The 24,320-nt window shown below is 55.6% G+C and carries 16 protein-coding genes; 8 read left to right on the forward strand and 8 right to left on the reverse strand.

Features of this window, described 5'->3' with window-relative positions; genetic code table 11:
* Window positions 1–117: 117 nt before the first annotated feature.
* The 4 genes from ABD971_RS35455 to ABD971_RS35470 form a co-directional block, all read right to left on the reverse strand.
* Window positions 118–1,341 (reverse strand): DUF1559 family PulG-like putative transporter, encoded by a 1,224-nt coding sequence (locus ABD971_RS35455; protein WP_339941803.1) that lies wholly within the window; start codon window positions 1,339–1,341, stop codon window positions 118–120.
* 116 nt (window positions 1,342–1,457) lie between these two features.
* Window positions 1,458–1,628, reverse strand: a complete 171-nt coding sequence (locus ABD971_RS35460) for a hypothetical protein (protein ID WP_345328459.1) — start codon at window positions 1,626–1,628, stop codon at window positions 1,458–1,460.
* 714 nt (window positions 1,629–2,342) lie between these two features.
* Window positions 2,343–4,877, reverse strand: coding sequence for a hypothetical protein (locus tag ABD971_RS35465; RefSeq protein ID WP_345328460.1), 2,535 nt, complete (start codon window positions 4,875–4,877; stop codon window positions 2,343–2,345).
* 16 nt (window positions 4,878–4,893) lie between these two features.
* Window positions 4,894–6,294, reverse strand: coding sequence for a vWA domain-containing protein (locus ABD971_RS35470; protein WP_345328461.1), 1,401 nt, complete (start codon window positions 6,292–6,294; stop codon window positions 4,894–4,896).
* A 680-nt stretch (window positions 6,295–6,974) separates the two neighbouring features.
* On the opposite strand from ABD971_RS35470, the gene ABD971_RS35475 reads away from it, so the two are divergent.
* From ABD971_RS35475 to ABD971_RS35510, 8 genes are all read left to right on the forward strand, one after another.
* A complete protein-coding gene (locus tag ABD971_RS35475) occupies window positions 6,975–7,448 on the forward strand; it encodes a DUF1579 domain-containing protein (RefSeq protein WP_345328462.1) in 474 nt (157 codons plus the stop codon).
* A 203-nt stretch (window positions 7,449–7,651) separates the two neighbouring features.
* Window positions 7,652–10,060 (forward strand): DUF1592 domain-containing protein, encoded by a 2,409-nt coding sequence (locus tag ABD971_RS35480; RefSeq protein ID WP_345328463.1) that lies wholly within the window; start codon window positions 7,652–7,654, stop codon window positions 10,058–10,060.
* Window positions 10,057–11,400, forward strand: coding sequence for a DUF1552 domain-containing protein (locus tag ABD971_RS35485; protein ID WP_345328464.1), 1,344 nt, complete (start codon window positions 10,057–10,059; stop codon window positions 11,398–11,400). Before ABD971_RS35480 ends, ABD971_RS35485 begins: the two co-directional genes overlap by 4 nt.
* A gap of 9 nt (window positions 11,401–11,409) precedes the next feature.
* Window positions 11,410–14,265: a sulfatase-like hydrolase/transferase gene (locus ABD971_RS35490; protein WP_345328465.1), complete on the forward strand. Its 2,856-nt coding sequence runs from the start codon at window positions 11,410–11,412 to the stop codon at window positions 14,263–14,265.
* Between the two features lie 41 nt (window positions 14,266–14,306).
* On the forward strand, window positions 14,307–15,554 hold the full coding sequence (locus tag ABD971_RS35495) for a glycoside hydrolase family 99 protein (RefSeq protein WP_345328466.1): 1,248 nt from the start codon (window positions 14,307–14,309) through the stop codon (window positions 15,552–15,554).
* A 390-nt stretch (window positions 15,555–15,944) separates the two neighbouring features.
* Window positions 15,945–16,295, forward strand: coding sequence for an arsenate reductase (glutaredoxin) (gene arsC / locus ABD971_RS35500; RefSeq protein WP_345328467.1), 351 nt, complete (start codon window positions 15,945–15,947; stop codon window positions 16,293–16,295).
* Between the two features lie 71 nt (window positions 16,296–16,366).
* Window positions 16,367–17,476 carry a prenyltransferase/squalene oxidase repeat-containing protein gene (locus tag ABD971_RS35505; protein WP_345328468.1) on the forward strand — a complete coding sequence of 370 codons (1,110 nt, stop codon included), beginning with the start codon at window positions 16,367–16,369 and terminating at the stop codon, window positions 17,474–17,476.
* Window positions 17,477–17,663: 187 nt separating this feature from the next.
* Complete coding sequence (locus tag ABD971_RS35510) at window positions 17,664–17,969, forward strand: hypothetical protein (RefSeq protein ID WP_345328469.1); 306 nt, start codon at window positions 17,664–17,666, stop codon at window positions 17,967–17,969.
* 188 nt (window positions 17,970–18,157) lie between these two features.
* On the opposite strand, the gene ABD971_RS35515 is transcribed toward ABD971_RS35510, so the two are convergent.
* The 4 genes from ABD971_RS35515 to ABD971_RS35530 form a co-directional block, all read right to left on the reverse strand.
* A complete protein-coding gene (locus ABD971_RS35515) occupies window positions 18,158–18,610 on the reverse strand; it encodes a ferritin-like domain-containing protein (protein WP_345328470.1) in 453 nt (150 codons plus the stop codon).
* A 338-nt stretch (window positions 18,611–18,948) separates the two neighbouring features.
* Window positions 18,949–20,697 (reverse strand): TolC family protein, encoded by a 1,749-nt coding sequence (locus tag ABD971_RS35520; protein ID WP_345328471.1) that lies wholly within the window; start codon window positions 20,695–20,697, stop codon window positions 18,949–18,951.
* 32 nt (window positions 20,698–20,729) lie between these two features.
* The gene (locus tag ABD971_RS35525; protein ID WP_339941817.1) at window positions 20,730–22,085 is read right to left on the reverse strand and encodes an HlyD family secretion protein; all 1,356 of its coding nucleotides are present in this window, start codon (window positions 22,083–22,085) and stop codon (window positions 20,730–20,732) included.
* A 50-nt stretch (window positions 22,086–22,135) separates the two neighbouring features.
* Window positions 22,136–24,286, reverse strand: a complete 2,151-nt coding sequence (locus ABD971_RS35530; protein ID WP_345328472.1) for an ATP-binding cassette domain-containing protein — start codon at window positions 24,284–24,286, stop codon at window positions 22,136–22,138.
* Window positions 24,287–24,320 lie beyond the last annotated feature (34 nt).

The following is a 24,320-nucleotide window of genomic DNA, read 5'->3' on the forward strand; positions in this document are numbered from 1 at the left end:
CAGTAGGGCAATAACCGCGAGGGCTGGCTCAATAATCAGCAGCCGCGTATCGAGCGGAGAGTCGGCGGACCGCATCGAACCGATGCGGTCCCGTATGATTTGCCGACGCGGGAGCCTCTAATTCCATTCGGAATCAATGATTTCGCTCGAGGCGCGTGTCCCCAAGGCTCCCCACAATCCGTAAGGGCTGGGGTTGCCTGGTTTTGCGGATGGGACGGATCCATTTCGCCAAACGTTTTCGTGGTTGGAATCGCCTGCTTCGATCGAATCGGTTACGAAAACAACTGCGCCATCGGCCATCAAAACATGCACGCCGCCTTGATGCCGACTGCTCATCGGAGCCACGCCATCGGTATCATTCGGGCTGCCCGCCGAGTTCCCGCCAAAACAGAGTTCGCGATTCGGGGGCAGGATCGTATTGCACATGGTCCATGGGGTTGGGCCTGCGCCCCAACGGTATCCGCGACCGGTCGCGGCAGCGCCGAGTTGCGGCGGAGTCCCGGTCCGCCAAAAATTAGGACGCTCTGGATCGACTTGGGATTGGCACGTCGTCGGAGTTTCGCGAACGGTCCCGGTTTTATTGTTGATCGAAGCGATCGTTCGTTTATCTCGGTCACCAATGTCGGTGGCAATTTCGCCTGCGGCAATCGTGTTGGACAATCCATCCAGGATGTCACGGAACCGGGTGCCTTTGCGTGCGACGAACACGCCACGGCATGCTTCACGGGCGCGACCGGCAACCCAAGCCGCAGGCGGATCTTTCACTGCGCCACCCGAAATTTGCACAGGCCCTTGTCGCATGAAGTCGATCGAATCGCCCATACACGCGGCATAGTTTGTACGTCCGTGAGCCGGCAACCCAGTCCCAGGATCACTTGGACAACGCAAGGTGGCAATTTCGGTCACCCAAGGAATGTATTGACCCGTCCAGTGCGGAGGTCCAAAGGGCGGGTAGGGAGGACTCTGCGTCGAACCGTTCGCCTTTTCGCTCATCGGATTGCTGAGCTGTTCCCAAATCGCTTGTTGCTCGATGAAGGGAGTCAGTCCCACTAGCATCGACATCTGCAGTGCGTTGTCCACTCCGCCGGGAACCAGTGTGCCACCGTTTTGGATCGGCAGCTGTTTGTATGCCGAGTGATAGTTGTGCAGCCCAAGACCGATCTGTTTGAAGTTGTTACTGCAGCTCATTCGGCGTGCGGCCTCGCGTGCCGCTTGGACCGCCGGCAGTAGCAACCCGACAAGAACGCCGATGATTGCAATGACCACTAGCAGCTCGACTAACGTAAATCCGTGTGGATAACGATGCCGTTGTTTTGGACCTCGTTGATTTGCTTGAAACATGATTAAATTCTCCAGAAAAGAATGACTGATAATGAATCGCGGTGTCCGATTTCCAATCAGGTCAAGAAGAGGGAGAGCCACCGTGGGGGGCAGTGAGGCGGTTGGCAGCGTCAGTCTTATTCGCGACTTGTCTCATTCGCCGCTTCACGCTCTGCAGAGTACGCTTCGTATTCCGCTTCGGTCATCTCGGGTTGCACGATCACCTTGTTCTCTTTCTCGCCGCCGCATCCAGACAGGGGAAGGAAGCAGAGAGGAAGCAAAGCAAAACACCATTGATAAGTTTTCATGACGACCTCTTTTCAATCGTTGGAACCATCGGGTCTGTATCGGCCTAGAGTGCAACCATGACCTTGATGGCCAATTTGCAAAGCCGATAAACGCATGCCCCAGCACCGCCCATGTCTAGAACGGATCTATCCAGAGCGGCTCCCATTTGCAATCCGGTTATGTGCAATGTGGTCATGCTTGTAACGGGGCTTGGTGTGCCGCCAAGTTTCACCCGCGGCACATCGCATGCCAATACAACAAAAGCATAGATCTGCGGCAACCCCCGCGATGAACAGGGTTATCGGACGACCTGATCGAGGGCGTGCGGTCTGAATTGACGGTTTTTACCCCCGGTAAGCGGTGGGGTATTTGGCCGATCAAAGCCAGCATGCGTTGGCTCAGGAGGATCTACCGCTACCAAAGTACTAGCGATTAAGCGGTTGGCTCTTCGCAACTCTTGACGAGTTTTCCCTATGAAATGCGGTGACTGAAATGTGGTGACGCATTCTGTAGTCGCTACCTTCGTCCGAAGTGGGTGACTGGCATTTAGGTGGCAACCATCCATGCTCTGGCGAGCGTAGCTACCGAACGTAAATGCTAAGACATCCATCACAGAATCGGCCAAAGCGGCGAACTCAATCGGCGAGCTCATTCCACTTCGTCGATCCGGCGGCGATCGGGTTGCACTCCGCCAGAGAGACAATTGGACCGCCGTTGCCGGTCGCGGCAGATCGCTAGGACGTTGACGGATGGAGTAGTTTTTGAAGTCGCTCGATCGCCTCGGACCAAACTGCGATCGATTCGTCCGTTCGCCCCGAGACATCGGACTGCAATCTCGATAGTTGGATGCTCGTCTTCTTTACCAGTTCAATGCTCTCTGCGTCATCATTGGTCATCCCTGCCAATAACCAGCGACAGCGTGCAAGATGCAGGTGAGCTTCGAGCAGCTGTTCGGCGTGTTTGGCGGTCCCTTTGTCGGAATAGCGAATTCGATGCAGGTGGCTGGTCAATTTTGCCCATCCCCAAAGAGGCGATGCAGCGGAATTGCGGCCCTCGCCGGGCGGCCCCGAGATGGCGGCGCGTAGCGTTGCAGCGGATGGCTGCTGAAATGCGATTTGCTCGAGCGATTTGGCGGCTTGGATTTGCATCTCGATGGCCCCCGGTGATTTCGCCAAAATGGTCGTCATGATCTCGAGCGAATCGGGGATCTTGCCGGCCAATCGCAACAGTTCCGCTTGTCGTATCAGGGCGGCGGTACGGGACGCAGCGGGGAAATCTTTTTGCAACAGACTGCTAGCGTAGGTCTTCGCCGCATTTTCGTAACACTGCCGAGCAATCTTGGGCGTCTGGCTGCGGCGGGCTAATTTTGCCCACGATTCGGCGATCCATAATTGGTTCGACGCGGTCAGCACATCGCTGTCGGAATCAATCGCCGCGAGTGTCTGTTCGAGCTTGTTGATGTCCGTCAAAGAAAGCTTGGGACCCGCGAGCATGCCGCTGACTTGTCGCTGAACGACGGCTAGCGACATTCGGTCCAATCGATCAGTCGCGTCCGAATCCAGCACTTTGGCGAGTCGCTCGAGCGCTTGTTTGGCTCCATTCAAATCGTTCAAACTCGTCTTTGCTTGATACAGCAGTTGAAAGACGTTTTGAGCAAACTCGTCCGTGACGGTCAGTTTCTTTTTGTTGCCTTTGCCCGTAGTGATCGAATCGATCAGCGGTGTCTTGGTTTTCTCGAGCCAAGTGACGGTCGATTCAGGATTGCCAAGCCGAGCCCCGATCAAGGCGACCTTGTATTTCGCGTTAAGGATCAGGGGCGTCAGCGGCAACTTTCGTTGTTCGGCCGATCGTATTCCGCTGACCATCAAGTTGCGAGCTAACTCGAGGCGTTTTACCATCGCGTCAGGATTGGCGTCCGCTTCGCTTGCTTCATCCACAAATTGGTCCCAGTACGCCGAGCCTGCGAAAATCTGTGCGCGGTCGTACATTTTCGACTTTTTCTCGATCCGCTGGTAGGCATCTGCCGCATCGAGTGGTCGGCCAAACGCATCAAAACGCTGGCCAAGATTCATCCAAATCGCATCGAGCTGAGGATCGTTTGGCCACCGTTTTTCAAACAGTTCGGCCAACAATCTCATCTGATTTAGCTCACCCGGCATCTCGGTGTCAGCCCATTGTGCCAAGGCGGCTTCATCGATGGCGGCTAACGCAATCAATGCGGCTTCGCGAGTCATGCTCTCTTTGGGGTCGCCATAGCGGGCGACCGATTCACCATACAAACTTGCTTCGATCACATGACCTGCGGTGAAGGAGAGGTAGGTCAACAAGTAACACAGCTCGTTGCGTTTCTGTAGATCGCCTTTGTGCATTGCCAACGCGTACGCATGCTGAGTCAAGTCGATCGTTTCCCCGAGCGTCTGGCGGTAGTCTTCGTTTCCGGCACGGTTGGTTTTCTTGTTATTGCCACTGATCGCAGTGAACGCCTCGTAGCTTTCGAAGGCGTCGGCATAAGCGTCGTCAAGCTGGTTTCGCCGCTGGGCGACCGGCACGATCGGAATTCGCGGACGCAGCTTCGTTGGCGTGGGGCGTGTTGACACGCGTTTGACGGTGGGGCCACCAAAGGGCGAACGTTGATCCAGCGTCGTTGCTTTGGAATTCGTTGCTTGCCGGTGGGGCGGTTCTGCGGAGGTAACATGGATCGAAGAATCATCCGCTTCGTCCGCATCGGGAAGCGGTAGTTTGGCGAGCTGCTGTGAGAACGTTCCCGGTTTGAAGCGGATCGTTCGCATGCCAACGGTCGATACGGTCGTCGCCGATTTTTTCCCGTCAATCGCACGCGCCGATTTTGTCGAATCGCGAAGCAGAAACGAGATCACGGCGATCACCAACAACAGCGCGACGCTGCCGATACCGCCAATTGCCAACCAGGGCTTTTTCTGATGTGGACGTCCATCCGCAGGATCGTTTCCCTTCGCGGTGGTGTCGCCGGTGGGCTTGCGATTGGCCGATTTGCTTTTTGGGGGTGACGTTGGCGAAGATTTGGGGGCAAGATCTAGGGCAGTGATCGCCTGGAGAGCATTCGCTGGGGGGATCACCGCAGCGGCATCCGTCAGCTCGGGGGGCGAATCTTGCTGCAGCGTGGCAACAAGTCGCCCCTTGGGCGAGATGAACAACGTCGATCCGCAATCACAGCGAATGACCGACGCCGCTTGGCTATCGTCCAACGGATGGGGTTTCAAACAGACTGGGCACGCCGCTTTGCGACTCATGATCGTTCCGTGATCCTTACTTTTTCTTAAGCGGCAAGGTGATGCCCCAGATCGGTCCACGAACGCTGTTCCGCGGCCGCGGATATTTCTGAGCCATCAGCGCTCCCTCGGGCATCACGCCGACATCTTGGTAGTTGCCTCGATGAGCTTTGGCCAGCTTTTGAAAGGACTCGGCGTTTTTCTTGTCGACCTCCATCCCTCGCGTATGGATCAAAATTCGCTCGTGTGGATTCTTGGTAAAGTAATCATCCGCTCCATCGGTGAACGCTCCGTCGCCGAGGATATAGATTACATCGGGATCCAGATCGATCGCCGCTTGAATCGCCTTTCTACCTCGCGTCTGCAAACAGAGCGGAACCGTTTGTAGCCATTGCCCCAGCAAGTTTTTGTTTCGCTGAGTGGCCGGGACCAGCGTCTTGACGGTGTTGGGGTGCATCATGCCGTAGGCGGTGTCGCTATAGAAAATGACATAGAAGCGTTGTTTGGGTGTCAATTGATTGACGGTCAACATCAATTGAATCAGCGCGGTTTCGAAGCGGCCTCTTGTCATGCTGTTGGAATTGTCGATCACGAAGACATAGTTGATCGCACTAAATTTGCTTCCAAAGACGGTGGGTTTTCCGGCGGCCTTGGCCATGCCATCGCCATCTTCGGCGGCTGCCTTGCTGGGCGCTGCGGGCGGTTTGATCGCCAGACCGCTGACGTTGGCAAGAAAGTCGGGAGATTCGATCGGTTCGGCAGCTTCGGACGCTTCGGCTGCCGGAGCCGGTTCTGGCTCCGATGTTTCGGTTGGCTCCGTAATCTCGAGCGGCTGGATATCAACGATCACCTCTTCGACGATCGCATCGTTGTTCGACGGTGACGCCATTAATACCAATTGGTCAGGCTGCTCGGTCACCAAGAACATGCTCGCCAATAGCAACAAGATCGCTACATGGACCGCGATGCTGATGCCGCTGCCACTGAGTTGTCGGACCAATTTGGCTTTGCGAGCTTGCAACCAAAATTGCAGGATCAACGCGTATTTACGCCAACCGGATTCCTCGGCGATTTGTGACTCTTGCTCGAGCCTCGTTTGTTCGGCTAATTGCTCGGACTGGCTCAGTCCCTCCAGCACCGCGAGCGGATCAAGCACTGCAACCGACTCGGATTCGCTGAGCACGACGCTGGAACCGTCTGAGGCCGCGTCCTCAAGTAGCGGGGTGGCACTGGATGGCAAACTTGTCGCCGTCCGATCGCTTGGTCCATCCGATGTGGGCAAGGGGGGCGTTGGCGAGGGGGGCGGCTGTACAGGCGGCAGCGACGCGGGCCCCTTTCGTTCTCTTGCCAATAAATCGCGGCCACCATCGGCAACCAAGGACTTGGCCTTGTCTATCGGCAACTCATACAGCTGGTCGCCTTTTTGAATGACGGTCATTCCCCGTTCGGCAGGACGGTAAAAACCCTCCCCCTGCAAGCTGGAAAATTCCCCCTTCGGGATCAGAAAAAACTCCAGCCCGTTAGAGACCAGGATAAAACGGTCGGTACCGCGCCCGGAGCGGGAAGTCGACGCCGTAGAGGATGAGTGATCAGAAAGAGAAGACATAGCGTCCATTATAGCAGTGCAAGATAAGGCTGCCGTCTCGCTGCTGCCATCAATCCGCCGAAGAGCATTCCCGTGAAGCTGAGAGCTCGAGAAGCGGAGGGAATGCCGAATCCTTTGGGGGGGCTTTAGGAGACCACCGTTGAAACGGACCGGCGGTGGATTCTGTACCCAAAAATCCCGTCATCGAAGGGAAAAGCCGGTGATTGAACAAACCCCCGCAATCACAGACGTCCACCGACGGAACTGGGGTACTTTCTGTGACCAAGGCGACGGGACGGTTCGATTCCGAGTCGGAATTGATCTCAATTCTTTCGGTTTCCAAACGGTCGATTCACGATTTCGCTATTCGACAATGAACATGCGGCGATAAAATCAGCGTAAATATTGTCCACACATCGCCGAACCGGTGAGAGGACATTCATGCATAAAATCAAATCGGCAGGTCAATTACCAAATTGCTTTCCATTTTTCAGTCCATACAAGTCGTCAGTCCAAACGAGTAGGGAACATGTATGTTTGCTAAGCCGCAAACCGAGCACCACTGGCTCGATCAACTGGTTGGAAGTTGGAGTCTTCAGCACGAATGCAAAATGCCCGACGGCGATACATCGACGACCACGGGCAAAATCGAATGTCGCTCGCTAGGCGGGATGTGGTTGATTGCCGAAAGCAGCGGCGAATCCGTCGAGGGAGATGCGTGGTCATCGATCATGACGCTTGGCTTTGACATCGCTCGGAAGTGTTACGTTGGCACTTTTGTGGGATCAATGATGTCCAACATTTGGTATTACCAAGGCATCCGGGACGCGGATGGCAAGCGATTGCCGCTGGATACCGAAGGGCCGAAGTTCGATGGCAGCGGGATGTGCAAGTACCGTGATACGATCGAGATCATCAACGCCGACTGCTGGTTGATGAACAGCGCGATGCAAACGGACGATGGAAATTGGGTTACGTTCATGAACGGGACTCACAAGCGGCGTTAGGTGGCTGCTCGATCTTCGTGGACGTCATGGTCGACGCCACGCTCTAACCGATCGGCTACGGTTTCGAACGGAACTCCAAGGTCGCCGAGGAGTTAAAAAAGTGCTCGCCAGGTCACTGGGGTGTCCGTAATCCGCCCGTTCGGTGAGTTTGCAGAGTAAAATGGGGAATCCAAAACCGCGTCCGCTGTGTGCGAATCCTATCCATGAATGACCTGAAAACCATTGCGATTACGGCTCTCGTTTGTATTTGCACGTTGGCAACCGCGGTGGCGGCGAACGCCGACGATTCGCAGCACGAACGACTTGGCGAGTTCAAAGACTTTGTCCAGTCGCACTGTCTAGATTGTCATTCCACAGGCGATGCTGCGGGTGACCTGGATTTGGAGGCATTTGATTTTTCGGCGGACCAGTTTTCACGCGAGGACCTGCAGACCGATCGCTGGGAGAAAATCTTGCGTCGGATCGACACAAGGCAAATGCCGCCACCCACGTCGGATCGACCCGCAGAAAGCGAATACGAGCAGGTTTCCAGCACGCTGCGAAGCATACTGGATCAACGTTCCAAGGAATTCCCGCGTCCGGGCCGGGTGGGAGCGATTCGGCGGCTGACGCGGCTCGAATACCAGTACTCGGTTCGTGATCTGCTAGGGATCGCCGTTGATGCTGCGGATTATCTTCCCAAAGATGAATCAAGTCACGGGTTTGACAACATCACGGTCGAAGAACTCTCACCGACGCATCTGAATCGGTATCTTTCGGCGGCCCAAAGCATCAGTCGCGCGGCGGTCGGCGGTCGCGGTAATGGGCCCGTTGGTGTGACGATTCGCCAGCCCGCGGATCGTTCGCAAGAGACCCATGTTTCGGGATTGCCATTTGGCACGCGAGGCGGTGTGTTGATTCAACATCACTTTCACCAGACCGGCGATTATGCGATCGAGCTGAAATTGACGCGTGACCGAGATGAAAAAGTAGAAGGACTCGAGCGAAAACATCACATCGATGTGTTGGTGGACCGCAATCGTGTGCATCGGTTCACGGTGCAGCCGCTAAAAGGCCAGGAGGGTTGGAGCGGAAACGATTACACCCATGCCGATTCGCATCTGAACACTCGGATTCACGTCGAGGCGGGGGCGAGAAGCATTGGCGTTACCTTTCCCAAAACGTTCTCGTCCTTGACCGAAGAGAAACGGCAGCCGTTTGACGCCAACTTCAATCGGCATCGCCACCCCCGACGAACGCCGGCGATCTATCAGGTATCGATTGTGGGGCCGCTCGACTCAGACGGGGCCGGCAACGCTCACGATCCAGGTAAAACGGCCAGCCGTGATCGGATTTTTGGCCGTCATTACGATCCCGCCACCGCGACGCGGGCGGATGCCAAGTCGATGTTACAACGACTCGCTCGACGAGCGTACCGGCGACCGGTCAGTGATACGGATATCGATTTGCTGATGGAGTTTTTTGATCAGGGGAATCGCGAAGCTGGTTTTGAGGCTGGAATCGAATTGGCGGTCACCGCAATTCTGGTCAATCCAAATTTTCTGTTTCGCATCGAGCAACGAATCGCCGACGATGCGGACTCGAGGCTTGCCGATGTCGATGATTACGAATTGGCGTCGCGGTTGTCCTACTTCTTGTGGAGCAGTTTACCCGACGAGCGACTACTCGATCTTGCCGAGCAAGGTTTGCTGCAGCGCGACGACACGTTGCAGGCCGAGGTTCAGCGGATGTTGTCCGATGAACGCTCACGTGCCTTGGTCGACAATTTTGCGACTCAGTGGTTGTACCTCCGCAATCTTGATTCGATCACACCGGACCTGCGTTTGTTTCCCGATTTTGATGACAATCTACGTCAAGCGTTCGCTCAGGAAACCAAATTACTTTTTCAGGACGTGCTGCGGAACAACCGCAGCGTACTGGATTTGATCGGTACGGATCAAACCTATTTGAACGAGCGGCTGGCGACGCACTATGGCATTGCTGGCGTCGCGGGCAGCGAGTTTCGGCCTGTGAAAGTGAGTCCCGCGAGTCACCGTGGCGGCATTTTGCGGCATGGCAGTATTTTGATGGTGACGTCGTATGCGACTCGCACCTCGCCCACGATTCGCGGCAATTGGGTGCTCGAGAACGTCTTTGGTACGCCCGCACCTCCACCGCCCCCGAATGTTCCGAATCTAAAGGAAAACACCGCGATTCAAGTCGCCTCGGTGCGTGAACGATTGGCGGCACACCGGGCGAACCCTGCGTGTGCAGCGTGTCACGATTTGATGGACCCGGTTGGATTTGCGCTCGAAAACTTTGATGCGGTCGGGCGTTGGCGTGAGTTTGAAGACACCTTGGCGATTGATTCAAGCGGCTATTTGCCCGATGGCACCGAATTGGAATCCGTTGACCAATTGGAGGCTGGCGTCCTTGCCCGGCCCGAGATTTTTGCTCACACCGTCACCGAGAAACTGATAACTTACGCCTTAGGTCGTGCGGTCCAAGCCGACGACGGCCCGACGATTCGCCGCATTGTCGATGCGGCAGCAGACGACCATTACACGCTTTCTTCTCTCATTACCGGCATCGTGCTCAGCGATCCGTTTCGCAAGTGGAGACCCTACGAATGATGAAACGAATTTCGATTTCGCGACGGACGATGCTGCGAGGCACCGGCACGGCAATCGCCTTGCCGCTGTTGGATGCGATGATCCCCGCGATGACAGCATCGGCAGCGACTGTGGCCGCACCAGAGAATTTGAAACGGATCGGCTACATCTATATTCCGATGGGGTACAACCCGGCCAATTGGACGCCGCAGGATGAGACGTTGGACGAGTTGCCGCCGAGTCTGCAGCCGCTTGAATCGGTGAAGAATCAAGTGACGGTGATCTCCAACACCGACCTGAAAAATGCTTATCCTGGTTCGCACGCGACGTCGAACTCAACGTTCCTAAGTGCGGCGCGGGCGAAACGCACCGAGAGCAGTGATTATCGCAGCGGTACAACGGTGGATCAAATCGCTGGTCGCCAGATCGGCCGCGATTCGCAGTTGCCGTCGCTGGAACTTTCGATGGATTTGTTGTCGACTGTGGGACAATGCGACAACGGTTACGCCTGTGTTTATCAAAACAGTTTGTCGTGGTCCTCGCCCACCCAACCGCTGCCTTCGGAAGCTCATCCACGGCTCGTGTTTGAAAGTTTGTTTGGCGAAGGGGGGACTCCCGAGCAGATGCAGGCCGCACGCCAGAAGCGAGCGAGTTTGTTAGATTTGGTCACGACCGAAATCAAGCGAATCAAGAACCGCGTGGGGGCTGCCGACCGCAATAAGATCGACGGTTACCTGGACAGTATCCGAGAGGTCGAGCGGCGGATTCAATTAGCCGAATCGAACGCGGCGGACAATCCGCTACCGGATCTGGATCGTCCCGTAGGTGTCCCTGCCTCTTACGCGGAACATGCCAAATTGATGTTCGATTTGCAATTGTTGGCGTTCCAAGGCGACATTACCCGTGTCGTTTCGTTCCAGTTGGCTCGTGAAGCCAGCACACGAACGTACCCCGAAATCGGCGTGCCCGATCCGCATCACCCGGTAACGCATCACGGCAACGATCCCGAGAAACTTGAAAAAGTTGCCAAGATCAATCGCTTTCACGTTTCGCTTTTCGCCGATTTTCTGAAACGCATGGCCGAAACACCTGAGGGCAATGGCACTTTGCTGGACCATTCGCTTTACATGTACGGTAGCGGCATGGGCGACCCGGATGCGCACGACCACACCAATTTGCCCATCCTGGTTGCTGGCGGCGCGGCGGGCGGGATGCAAGGTGGGCGTCACATCAAGTTCACCGAAACGACGCCACTTTCGAATGTGCATCTGACGTTGCTCAATAAGGTCGGCGTGCCCCTGGAAACGTTCGCCGACAGCACCGGCACCGTGGATGATCTGTTTGACCCCGTGACGTTGTAATTGATGAACATGAAATTCTTGTCTTGCTGTATTCCAGTGGTGCGAGCGTTTGTTGCATTCGTGCTGTGCATGACATGGCCGCCCGCCTCGGCGGCTGACCTTGCTGATGATGCCGAACGCCAGCGTTGGGATGCGGTTACAAAGCATTTGGCCGACGATCATGTCGACGTCAATGCGTCCCAGGCCGATGGGATGACGGCCGTTCACTGGGCCGCGTTTCACAACCGAGCCGATGTGATCGAGTCGTTGGTTGATGCTGGCGGAAACGTCAACGCGGTGAACGAATATCAAGTCAGCCCGCTGAGTCTCGCCTGTGAATACGGATGCGAGGATGCGGTGGCTGCTTTGATCCGCCACGATGCCGATGTGAGTGCGACACGTCTGGGGAAAGAAACGCCGTTGATGTTGGCCGCGCGAACGGGCAACGCCGCGATCGTGCGGGCATTGGTCAAGCATGGCGCGAACGTAAACGCCAAAGAAGTGGGTGGTCAAACCGCACTGATGTGGGCTGCAGCGGCCGGCAACCTCGATGCCGTGGACGCGTTGATCCAAGGGGGCGCTCGATTGGACGATCGCCTGCCAAAATCGGACTTCTCGGCGATCATGTTTGCCGCCCGTCACGGGCGAACCGATGTGGTGATGCGACTGCTGGACGCGGGACTCGACGTCAACGCCGTGATGAATCCGAGTCGTAGTGGCGGACGCGATCCGCGAAAACGAACCTCCGCTCTGATGCTAGCGGTCGAAAGTGGGCATTTGGAATTGGCGATCAAGTTGATCCAGCGGGGAGCCGATCCAAACGATCAACGCAGCGGCTATGCGCCACTGCACGCGATCACCTGGGTGCGCCGAACCGAACTGGGCGACGATCCCGCAGGCGATCCGGCGCCGCGAATCACCGGATCGCTCAATACACTCGATTTCGTGCGAGCGATTGTTGCCGCCGGCGCCGATGTCAATTTGCAGTTGAAAAATGGAACACCCCGAGGCGCCCGGCTGAATCCCAAAGGGACGACACCGTTTTTACTGGCGTCGCGGGGCGCCGATCTTCCCTTGATGGAACTGCTGCTCGAACTCGGTGCTGACCCGTCCATCACGAATGCCGATGGGACGACGGCATTGATGGCCGCCGCAGGAGTGGGCGTGATCGCGGTGGGCGAAGAACCGGGCACCCCCGAAGAAGTCAACTTGGCGATCCGCAAGTTGGTGGATTTGGGGCTCGATCCCAACGTGGTCGATCGCAAAGGCGAAACCGCAATGCATGGCGCGGCACTGCGGACGTTCCCCACCACGGTCGCGGTGCTGGCCGAAGTCGGTGCCGATCCGGCGATTTGGAATCAGGAAAACAAACGTGGCTGGACGCCTCATGAAATCGCCGCCGGTCAACGACCAGGCAGCGTCAAACCGTCGCCGCCGACGATTGCGGCACTCGATGCGGCTTTGAAAGTCCAACGCGTCTCGAAACCGAATATCGTCGTGATTCTTGTCGATGACATGGGCTACGGTGACCCAGGCTGCTTCAATCCAAACTCGAAAATCCCAACGCCGAACATCGATCGGATCGCTCGTGACGGCATGCGTTTTACCGACGCTCATGCACCGGGACCACTGTGCCACATGTCCCGTTACGGTTTGATGACGGGGCAATACCCGTTTCGCATTGATGTGAGCGTATGGCCCCGCAAACCATTAATCCAACAAGATCAATGGACAATCGCTTCGCTGGCGAAATCCGCTGGCTATCGCACCGCGATGGTGGGCAAGTGGCATCTGGGATTCAACGAAGAGGGCTATGACAAACCGCTGCGGGGCGGTCCAGTGGACCGTGGGTTCGACGATTTTTTTGGAATTCGTGCGTCAACTGATATTCCGCCCTACTTTTACATCCGCAACGACCGAGCGGTCGAGCCTCCGACGCAGCACATCGATGCCAATCACAGCGATGGATGGTCTCCGATTCAAGGGGCGTTCTGGCGAGCTGGTGGAATCGCTGCCGATTTGCAATTGCACGATGTGTTAGAGCGGTTTACCGACGAGGCGACGCAAGTGATTGCGGATCATGCCGCTGATAAAACCACCGCTGACGAGAGTGCGAAACCTCCCTTGATGCTGTACTTGGCCTACCCGGCGCCGCACACACCGTGGCTTCCGTCGAAAGAATTCGCCGGCAAGAGTGGCGCTGGGATGTACGGTGACTTCTTGATGATGGTGGATGCACAGATCGGCCGAGTCTTGACAACGCTTCACGATTCGGGGATGGATGACGATACGCTGCTCGTTTTTACATCCGACAACGGGCCAACTTGGTATGACAGGGACGTCGATCGATTCGGACACGATTCCGCGGGCGGGTTTCGCGGTATGAAATCGGATGCGTGGGAAGCGGGACATCGAATGCCGCTAATTGTCCGCTGGCCCGGCCGCGTCAAAGCCGGCAGCACAAGCGACCAGCTGGTTTGCTTTACCGACTTTTTGGCGACCTTTGCCGACGTGCTGAACGTGACGATTCCCACGGCGGCGGGAAGCGACAGCATCAGTTTTCTGCAAGCGTTGACAGGCGATAAACGCAACGCGGCCCAAGCACGGACTCAATTCGTAATGCAGGCCGGCAGCGCCGCGTCGATGATGATGATTCGCGAAGGTGACTGGAAACTGATCACGGGTTTGGGATCAGGAGGGTTTTCGAAACCGACGTTAGTCCAACCGAAACCGGACGGTGTGACAGGCCAGCTGTACAACCTTCGCCGCGATCCGGCCGAGCAGCATAATCTGTATGCCCAGCACCCTGAAATTGTCGACCGGTTGCGAGCGAGCTTGGAACAGTGCGTCCGCAGCGGACACAATCGCTCGAAACGCGAACGATGATACCCTCGGCAACCTTTGCCGTTTACGCTTATTTGTCTAGCATGAGAAAAATCACTGCGACGCTGTTGTTGTTATGCCTTCCCGCCATCGGCGTCGCCGATGCTGTCCCAGAGCACACCGTCGATCGCTCGACTCTGACGGGGAAAGTAATGTGCGGCTATCAAGGCTGGTTCAATTGTGAAGGCGACGGTGCGAACCTCGGATGGACACATTGGACGAGAAATCATCAACGGTTGCCGGCTGCCGGAAATGTCACGGTCGACCTGTGGCCGGATATGACCGAATACGATGCCGACGAACGCTATGCGACCGGGTTTCGCCACGCCGATGGCAGTACAGCCGAGGTCTTTAGCAGCACGAATCGAAAGACGGTGCTGCGGCACTTTGATTGGATGCAGCAGTACGGTATCGATGGCGTCTTTTTGCAGCGGTTCGCTTCCGGATTGAAAAACCAGTCACAACGAGAGCACAAGGACCGCGTTCTGGATCACGTTCGCGAAGGAGCCCAGCGCTCGGGGCGTGTCTACGCAGTGATGTACGATTTGTCAGGACTCAGCGCAGACGATACTCAATTGGTGCAACAAGATTGGCGCGAGATCCAGTCGAAGCAACATATCACCGATGATGAAGCTTATCTGCATCACGAAGGCAAGCCCGTCATCTCGATCTGGGGAATTGGATTCAATGACAATCGGGAATACAGTTTGGAATACTGCCATCAATTGATTCGTTGGTTCAAGAGCCAAGGATGCACGGTCATGATTGGGGTGCCGTCATTCTGGCGATCGCGTGAGCGAGACGCGGTTGACGACGCACGATTGCTCGAAATCATCCAGCTCGCAGATATTGTCAGCCCATGGAGTGTCGGCCGCTACCGATCACCATCCGAAGCAAAGCGGCACGCAGAAAACGTCTGGGCAAAAGACCAAGCGTGGTGCCAGCAACACGACCAGGACTTCTTGCCCGTTGTCTTTCCCGGTTTCAGTTGGCATAACCTCAAAGGCGATCCTTTGGCATCGATCCCACGACGCAAAGGCGAGTTTCTTTGGAGCCAAATTGTGGCGGCCAGGAAAATGGGCGGCGAGATGATTTACGTTGCCATGTTTGACGAAGTCGATGAAGGAACCGCGATCTTTAAATGCACCGATCAGCCACCGGTCGGCAACGGCGTTCAGTTCCTGGGCTACGAAGGTTTGCCAAGTGACTACTATCTGCGGCTCGTCGGCGAGGCGGGCAAGTTGCTGAGAAACGAGATCCCCATTTCCGCACCGCTGCCACAACCGAATTAGTCGCCATTGTCGCCTTTTTGCTCCGTCAAAGTAGCGAGTGCTTCGCCGCAGGACTCGTGCCTAATTGCAGAAGTTCCGCTGTCTGCACTGCACCATCAGTGCCATGCATCCGGGCGAAATCGTTGAACGATGCCCAGCCCTTCTCGGTAATATTGCCTGGCCTCCAAACCATCCATGTTACGAGTACAATCAGGCACCTCACTAAGGACGTTCGGAACAATGAATAGCGGGCGGTAGTGGGCGAGGCTACGAGTCCGGCAGCTTCACGGAGCCAAAAAGGACTCGTTGCCTCGTCCACTACGGAAGACGCCGCCAGTTATTCTTCCGACGATCCTTAGCCGTTTCTCAACAGACGAAGCGTTTTCGAACCTCCATTTTTTTGCCCCATCCATGACCACGATCTATCACAACCCCCGGTGCACCAAATCTCGTCAAGCGGTCGAACTGCTTGAATCGCGTGGGGGCGAATTTGACGTTGTTAAATACTTGGAAAATCCACCGAGCGAGAAAGAACTCGGGCAAATCGTCAAGATGCTTGGGATCAAACCGGAACAACTCGTTCGCAAGAAAGAAAAGCTGTTTGGCGAACTGCAGCTCGCTGGCAAAACGTTGTCCGACAAAGAGTGGCTCGCCACCTTGGCGGAACACCCGAAACTGATCGAACGGCCAATCGTTGTGCATGGTAAAAAAGCGGCCATCGGTCGTCCAACCGAGAAGATCGCTGAACTGCTAGACGAGTAAGCGATCCACTCGCCGGGTGAGAAAACGTTACACTGGACGACCTCCCACCCTTACAAAAGGAACCTGCCGCGATGAGACCGATCCTATCGAAGCAAGTCGCTGCATTGATGATTCTTGGCACTCTGTTGATTAGCAAATCTGCCAGTGCTCAACAGCCAATCACGCTAGATGACGTCGAAGAAGGCTTGCCAGTGATCTCGGCAAGCGAACCAATTTCGAAAGAATATTCGGCGACAAGAGCGGCGCAATACTTGGATCGTTCTGCACTGAATTGGCAAAAGACTAAAAAGTGTGCCACCTGCCATACCAATCTGTTCTACTTGGCAGCGCGCCCCGCACTGAAGTCGATTTTGCCGGACTCGGGCGAAGTCCGCAGTTTTTACGAAGACTATCGCCGGGTGCGTTGGCAGAAGCGGATGCCTTCGCAAGGCCAAGGTTTCTGGACGATCGTGGTCGCGACAGGGCTAACCTTGAATGACTTGCAAACCACCGGCAAACTGAGCGATGTCGCGCGAGAGACTCTCGACCTGATGTGGACGACGCAACGAGCCGATGGTGGATGGAATTGGCCCGACTGCGATTACGCGCCGCTGGAGATTGACGATCACTATGGTGTCACCCTCGCGGCGCTGACCGTCGGCATTGCCCCGGATCGCTACGCCGACACGCCGCAAGCTCGCGTGGGACTGGAAAAGCTTCGCAAGTATTTTCACGACAATCCCCCAAAATCACTGCATCATCGCGCAATGTTGGCGTGGGGCTCGATTCGAGTCGACGGCATCGTCAGCGAAGCGGATTGCAACGAAACGCTCGCGGAACTTCTTAGCCGGCAACTTGATGACGGCGGTTGGTCAACCGCGGGACTTCTCACCGACTGGAAAGACCTCGTCCGGCCCCACGAACGACCGCTGCAGACCGAGACCAGTGACGGTTATGGAACAGGGCTAGTGATCGTCATCGCACGAGAACTTGGACTGCCGGCGGACGACATGCGGCTGCAACGCGGTATCGCGTGGCTGAAAGCGAATCAGCGTAAAAACGGCATGTGGTTCACCCGTTCTCCGGTCAATGAGTGCAGCAATCTTATCTCCAATGCGGGCAGTGCCTTTGCGATCCTCGCCCTACAGGCCTGCGGTGAATTGCCTGGCGGGACGCTGTCAAAGACGCCGTCCACGCGGTAGGAGGCATAGGAAGCCAAGCTCCCGGCGGAGTGCCATTTTCCAAATGTTTGCGGAGAGTTTTTCGCCCAAATGAGATCTCTATTGCAAATGATTCTCAATAACGCATTGACGATGGGGCAATTTGATGCAGAATAGTGAGGCACTGGGCCACCGACGAAGCCCGGAAGTTCCATCACTCGAGAGCCAAATGCCCTTTACCGAACAAATTCTCGGCGTCGTCAATTCGTCCGAGGGACATCGTGTGCTGTTGGTGCTTCGCGAGCGGCATGCCAAGCCGTTTGAACTGAGGACGGAGACATTTTCGTCCAATGTGGGCTGGTTTACTCAACAATCGCTGGAATTAACGCGATCGGAATTTAGCGGACTCAAGAACGTATTGGGGCTGCCGCTGGCCCGAGTTTGCAGCCAGACGCTGCACGACATCCAGCCCACCGACCGCGAACAGAGCGGTCAGTCGATTCTATCGTTCGCCGCCGCAACAAAAACGGCGTAAACGCTTCACCGTCGAAGCGGAAGCGGTCAACGGATCGTTGAGTTAAGCAAAGTGCAAATCGCAATGGTGAGCCGTGGGCCGTAAGGCATCGGGTAATACGCGGGACCCGGCCGCTCACGCGTCGCGGCTCATGAAATCAAAAAGTCGTCAAGACTTTCGTGAAAGGGTCTGCTCAAAACGCGAGGCGTTTAGCCTGACTTGCGAGCAGACAATTCAGCTTGTGCAGTCGAGCTTTCACGAAGCAGCTTGGAGTACTCGTCGACTCCTTCTTGCTCTTGTAGCAGGATGTCTTCGAGGAAAACGACAAGCGAGCGAGTCCCTTCGGCCAATTCGAGGGCCTTTTCGTACATCTCGACCGCTTTGGACTCGAACGCCAATGCATTGTCGAGCATTTCTCGCAGATCACGCGTCTGCTTGATCTCGTTTCGCTGAGCGACGGGAACGCCCCCGAGTGCGACGATCTTGTTTCCAATCAGCTTGGCGTGATTGAACGATTCTTCGGCGTCCTCTTCGAATTTCGCCGAGTAAACCTCACGCCACGGACCTTCGATGATGAAGGAGGCTTGCGAATACTGGGCGACGCCCGTCCATTCGTGTTTGAGGATTTCGTTGAGCTGGGTGATGACGGCATCGTTAGACATGATCGATTTCCTAGTGAGGAGTGTTTTTAATGGATAGGGAACACGCAAAACGTGTTCCACTGTGAAATGTAAGTTGGGGGGAGTTGCATGTTGGGGGTTAACGGTACCCGCAAACGAATCCGTCGCGTGGGTTGCCTCTATTTGGACTCTATCGGCGCGACGTGCGGGTGACAAGCGAGAATCCGCTTGTTGCGAATCGAATCACAAAGAAGCCGACAAACACGATTTCACTAGTTATTGAGAGTCGTTATCAATCGATCAAAAAGAGCCAGCCCGTTCCAGTAGAAGAATGTTCTTCTCAAATCCCAAATAGCCCATCGCTCGAATTCGTGACCATCTTATTGGTTTGTCTGGCCGGCTTCGGGGGAACCCGAGTGCAGTTGCCAATCTCGTTCCATCACCTCGGCCTTGGGAAGATCGGGGTGAGGAAGGTTGCCAGGGCCCGGCATGTCGCTTTCGGGAAGTGACGAGACAATCATGGCTTGATCAAGTGGATCCAGACCAAGTGCGATTTGCATCTGTGCCAACGCAGCAAACCAATTACGCTGAGCCTCGACCAGTTTAATCTCGGTTTCATTCGCTTTGGTTTCTAACAGGTTCAGATAGATCAGGTCGATCTTGCCCTTGTCAAACGCGAATCGATAACGATCGAGAGTTTCAAGAGCAGCGTGAAGCGAGACTTCACTTTGCTCGACAATCTGCGACGACAATTGCAATGCGTTGTGCGCGATCTGCAGCTCGTTGGCAATCTTGTCTTGAGTCAATCGTAACTTTTCGTTGATCTGAATGATTTTGCCATTGGTCTGCTGGATCTTGCCACGGGCCTTGCGACGTTGGATCGGAACCTCGCTGGTGAAACCGATCACCAATTCAAACTCACCCTTGTCATCGGACTTCGTCGCGGGTTCTCCCATGTCCTGGGACGCTTCGCTGATGAAATCAAATCGCGGCAGCAGTTCGTTGTGAGCTAATTGGCGATCGAGCTGCACGTGTCGCATCTCAAACCGCAAAAGCTGTGGTTCGGGACGACGGCTCAGTGCTGCGGCCAAATCGGTGTGTAGATCGCTAGCGGGTGGCGGCTGAATGATGGGAAATTGCTTGGGCAACCACGCGTCGTTGGGGACCATCGGTTGACCCCCGTCGTCGCGAAGGTACAGGCCAAGCTTGAACGCGGTCGCACGATACTTTTGCTCCGTCTCCAAGACTTTCGCCTTGCGTTCGGCAATCAGTTGTTGATTCAAGATCAAGTCGATTTCGGCAAACTTGCCTGCTTGCACGCCGACGTCGTATTGCTCGCCACGCAGTTCGGCGAGGTCGAGCATTTCGCGTTGAGCCTCTAGAATGATGCCCATCGCAACCCAGTCCCAATAGACCACGGCGGCATCACGCGAAATGTTGAGAATCGTTTGCTGGATGATTGGACCTGCGGCCTGCTGAGCCAGTGCGGCCTGGAACACGGCAACACGCTCGGGATCAATCGCCCGGCCCTGCAACAATGGCTGCGAATACGCAACTTTGAATTCGCCTGCATCATCGGTTTGACGTTCTTTGTACCAAGATTGGTAATAGCCGCGGCCAATGCGATATCCGGCTGCGGCATAACCGCCCCACCATGTTTGCCGGGCGACACCGAGTCCGTTGCGGTAGTTCTGGTAGAACCCGGTTGGCTCGGAGATCGAGTGAGCGTTGAATTTGGTGTCATACGCGCCGTAGGCCGACAATACTTGCCCGTTTGCGATGCTTGGTTCCTGTCGGGCTCGTTGAATGTCGGGGTACGAGCGGTACAGACTGGCAAAGACGTCCGCCAACGTTAATGCAGCGTCGGCGGTTTCAGAATCCGGCGATGTGGCGCCAGCCAAACCGGCTGCGGACGACACCTCAGCGTCACCCTGATCTTGGTCAGCGGCATTTTTCTCGATGTCGTCTTCCACCAACATCAAAAACTGAGTGAACGAGTTTTCAGGGGCGAGCTGGACAACCTGCCCCCCCGCATTGCTCGTCAGTGTGAGCAGCACGAGCAGTAGAGTTGCTAAGAAACGTGTCCGCTCACCGCTGGGCAAGACGCCACGTTGCAGGCAAACCAGCACTAATTGCCTCGCCGCTGCAACGCGAACAATCGTTAAAGTTTGGGCAGTTTTACTTTCCTGCCTTTGTCCTTGTCCTTCGACTGGTTTGGTTCGTTGTTCGCGACAACGGGTGGAAATCCGTTCAATTGACGCCATATCTCGTAGCCGAGAGGAACTTGTTTCAGTAGCACCCAACCATTGGCGCGCACACCTTGACGTAAGTATCGGTCATCCGGCCATCCATCCTCCCGCGTAAAGTGATTATCAGGCGTCACAACCACACGAAAATTCCCCATTCCGTCATCGGTTGGGAAAACCCGGTTGATTTTGCCGCCAAACGTGCCGACGGCGACCGAAGGCCAGCCGACGAACTGAACCGCGGGCCAGCCCTCGAATTGCAGGCGTACGCGGTCCCCCTCTTTTAGCAGCGGCATGTCGTTACCACTGACTCTCATCTCCACGGCTAGTTCATCGGTATCAGGAACGATCACAAATAATTGATCGCCTTCCTTGATCGTGTCGCTGCCCGTCAAACCGTACCACTGCTGGATGAAGCCGCTTCGCGGGGCCGTCACCTCCAAACGATCCAGCTCACCCCGTTTGTTTCTCAAGTCGAGTATCTCCTTTTCGATCACATTGATCTTCTGCATCTGCTCCAGCACTTTTTGGCTGGCGGTGCGGTTCTTGATATCGATCTCTTGCAGTTTCGCTTCAATTTCTTCTTCTTTGGAAAGTAATATCGCCGACTGTTCGTGCACCGCGTTTTCGGCTTTATTGAGTTTGGCGAGCTGAGACTCAACTGCTTGTCGTTTTGAAAATAATTCTTCTTTGGAAACCAAGCCGCGAACGGCGACCTCTTCGGCGATTCTTAGTTGGTTGCGTTTGTCAGAGAGCTCTGCCTGGATCGACGTGACTTCGTCTTTGGCTTGCTCCCATTTCTGCTTGGCCGCTTGGTAATCCTGCTTCAGCGATTGAGCTAAATTTTTACCGCTGCTTTCTTGCAGTACCGCGGCCTGCTTGGCGACTTCGAGACTTGATACCGCAGACGCCTGTTTGGATTCGGTTGCGATGATTTGCGTGTCAATCTGAGAAACGCCCTCAGCCGCAAACGGGGTGAGCCGCAGCAGCAATTCGCCCTGTTTCACATAGCTTCCTTCACGCAACCCCTCTTTCACGTAGCTGACCACACCCTTGGATGGACTTAGCACCGGGTGCGGTCGTTGTTGCGGGTCAAGTGCGACGACGGTTCCGATTCCGGGCGCGGTTTGACGCCAAGGCACAAACAACATCGCAAGAATGGCAATGACCAAAGCGCAAAATGTTATGCGACCGCACCGCCGGATGAAGTTCCCGGTTCGCACCATCTGCATGGTCGAGAAGTCTTCTTGATTTGCGAATTCGTTAAACATGAGTGAGGCTGCGGTAATGGCGATAAAACATGGATCTAAATTTGCGAGGGTTACGCCCCTTTGCGAACAGCGATTTGTATCTCGCACAATTCCGCGACATCCTGGCGATTGGTCGTGACCACCAGGGTCCACGGAGCATCTTCGGCGGCAATTTTCTGCCAAATGGCCCGACGATCTTCGCTTGCCAAGTCGTCGAGTAAACCGTCCACCACCAACAGTTTCGGTTTCATCAAAATCGCTCGCGCCAGCACAAGTTGCCGTGATTGAATATCGCTTAGAGGATACCCGTGGGTTTGCAATCGCGATTGCAGACCGTCGGGCATCTGTAGTACCAAGTCCAACAAACCTACATGGTCTAATGCTTCGCGGAGACGATGTGCTGTCATTCCACTACGAGCCAAATCCAGGTTCTCGCGTAGCGATCCATGAAAAAGATCGTTCGCTCCGGCGTAACCCAAGAACCGTCCCTCGCCCGTTGCCGCTGCATGCACAGGGTCATGGCCAGCGACTTGAGCGGTCCCTTCGACGGGACTCGTCAATCCGGCCACTGCACGGGCCAACAACGATCGACCGTTGACATCGTCACCGACAATCGCAACACGGCTGCCAGCAGCGATGGTCGCCGCAGGCACCCTCGATTTCGACAGACCTCCGTCCAAGATAAGATCGCTCCACTGAATCTCGGCGGGGCCATGGGGCAAGACGGCAGGTTCTTGCTTGGCGTCTGCCGGTATGTCGATCAGGTGGCCGACTTTATCGATGCCAGCCATCAAGTCGTAAAATTTTTCGATCGACTTGCCTGCTTTGGCGAACGCCCCCACCACCACCGTCACAACCAACTCGCTGGCAACAAGTTGGCCAAGCGTTAGTTGACCATCGATCACCAACCATCCGCCCAGTGCGAGGAGGACTGTCGATGCGATGACTTGTAGCGAGATCGCAAATACGATTTGTCGAAGCACCACGCGGAATTGAAGTTGCCGCGCGGCAATGTACTGGGCGGTTAATTGGTTCGCTCGCTGCACCGCAAGCGTTTCGCCTCCGCCGAGCTTGAAAATCGAAGGGGACGCGATCACATCTTGCAACCAATGCGCCACACGGTACTTCGTGATCGACTCGTCAATCGAAGTGTCGATCCCGCCACGGCCGAGTAACCAAGTGATCGAAATCATCGAGATTACCAGCACGATGTCAAAACCAAGCAAAAACGGATGGTAGAAGGCCAACAAAAACAGCCCTAGCACCGTCGTCAACACAATCGTCACCCCGTCCAACAACAAGACCGCGGTCGCTTTTTGGATGGTCATGATGTCAAAGACTCGATTGGCGAGTTCTCGCGGAAACTCGCCGATCAACGATGCCTGATTGGCTCGCGGAAAACGGTGTGCCAGATCACTGACGATGCGAACGAACTGCCGCCGCTGGATCAACTCGACTCCGATCGCTTGCAGCACTTTCAGCACTCCGGCGATTCCCAGACACGTCAACAACATCAACCCCAACACAATCAGCGGTTGCACGTAGGTTCCCCAACTGACCACATTCACCAGCGATTCCACCGCCAACGGTGTTGCCAAGGCTAGGATTCCAGCAACAAACGCAAACAACACGACCGTGATGATGTCGCGTCGATCGAGGTGTAACAAACCAAGAAAGCGGCGGAACGGCGAGAGGTGATGATCGTGAGCATGCGAATCCGACACAAAATAGTCGCGCGTGCTACGCGCCGACGATATCGAAACGCATGGCAATGCTTTTCGACACGCGAAGCAGCGTGGCGGAGGATCGGACCGTAGCCATTGGCGAAGCTGTGACTTCGAGTAGGTCCGCGATTTCGTCGTGATCGGCGTCTGCGGCAGATCGAGGACCTCGCTGCCTTGAATACGTCGCCCGGCAGTCGTCTCGAGTACCTCGAATCGGCCATCGTGGTGCCAAATCAGAATCGGGTAGCGTTCCTGTACGAAGCCGAACAGCTCTTGAACCGTTGAAAATTTTGTTTCGCTTAAGATTAACTCCGCGTGCTTCGCGCTGGCCAATAGCCGGGCTAACGGATCGCCCGGTTGGGTATCCGCATGTTCGCCGCTGGCTTGCAAGTCCGACCGCTGAATCGGCACGCCAATCGCCAAGCCGATGTGGGTAAGCACTCGGAATAAAGTCTCTTCGCTGGGCACGACCGATTGCGGCTTAGCAGAATCAGGCACAGTGAGACTCGAATCGGGTTCATGCATAAATGTT

Origin of the sequence: Novipirellula rosea (assembly GCF_039541335.1) — a bacterium.
Taxonomy (GTDB): Bacteria; Planctomycetota; Planctomycetia; order Pirellulales; family Pirellulaceae; genus Novipirellula; species Novipirellula rosea.

What these genes read in the sequence shown, in the direction of transcription:
- ABD971_RS35455 (WP_339941803.1), bottom strand. Translation starts at nt 1,341, where the DNA reads ATGTTTCAAGCAAATCAACGAGGTCCAAAACAACGGCATCGTTATCCA.
- ABD971_RS35460 (WP_345328459.1), bottom strand. Translation starts at nt 1,628, where the DNA reads ATGAAAACTTATCAATGGTGTTTTGCTTTGCTTCCTCTCTGCTTCCTT.
- ABD971_RS35465 (WP_345328460.1), bottom strand. Translation starts at nt 4,877, where the DNA reads ATGAGTCGCAAAGCGGCGTGCCCAGTCTGTTTGAAACCCCATCCGTTG.
- ABD971_RS35470 (WP_345328461.1), bottom strand. Translation starts at nt 6,294, where the DNA reads ATGACCGTCATTCAAAAAGGCGACCAGCTGTATGAGTTGCCGATAGAC.
- ABD971_RS35475 (WP_345328462.1), top strand. Translation starts at nt 6,975, where the DNA reads ATGTTTGCTAAGCCGCAAACCGAGCACCACTGGCTCGATCAACTGGTT.
- ABD971_RS35480 (WP_345328463.1), top strand. Translation starts at nt 7,652, where the DNA reads ATGAATGACCTGAAAACCATTGCGATTACGGCTCTCGTTTGTATTTGC.
- ABD971_RS35485 (WP_345328464.1), top strand. Translation starts at nt 10,057, where the DNA reads ATGATGAAACGAATTTCGATTTCGCGACGGACGATGCTGCGAGGCACC.
- ABD971_RS35490 (WP_345328465.1), top strand. Translation starts at nt 11,410, where the DNA reads ATGAAATTCTTGTCTTGCTGTATTCCAGTGGTGCGAGCGTTTGTTGCA.
- ABD971_RS35495 (WP_345328466.1), top strand. Translation starts at nt 14,307, where the DNA reads ATGAGAAAAATCACTGCGACGCTGTTGTTGTTATGCCTTCCCGCCATC.
- arsC (WP_345328467.1), top strand. Translation starts at nt 15,945, where the DNA reads ATGACCACGATCTATCACAACCCCCGGTGCACCAAATCTCGTCAAGCG.
- ABD971_RS35505 (WP_345328468.1), top strand. Translation starts at nt 16,367, where the DNA reads ATGAGACCGATCCTATCGAAGCAAGTCGCTGCATTGATGATTCTTGGC.
- ABD971_RS35510 (WP_345328469.1), top strand. Translation starts at nt 17,664, where the DNA reads ATGCCCTTTACCGAACAAATTCTCGGCGTCGTCAATTCGTCCGAGGGA.
- ABD971_RS35515 (WP_345328470.1), bottom strand. Translation starts at nt 18,610, where the DNA reads ATGTCTAACGATGCCGTCATCACCCAGCTCAACGAAATCCTCAAACAC.
- ABD971_RS35525 (WP_339941817.1), bottom strand. Translation starts at nt 22,085, where the DNA reads ATGTTTAACGAATTCGCAAATCAAGAAGACTTCTCGACCATGCAGATG.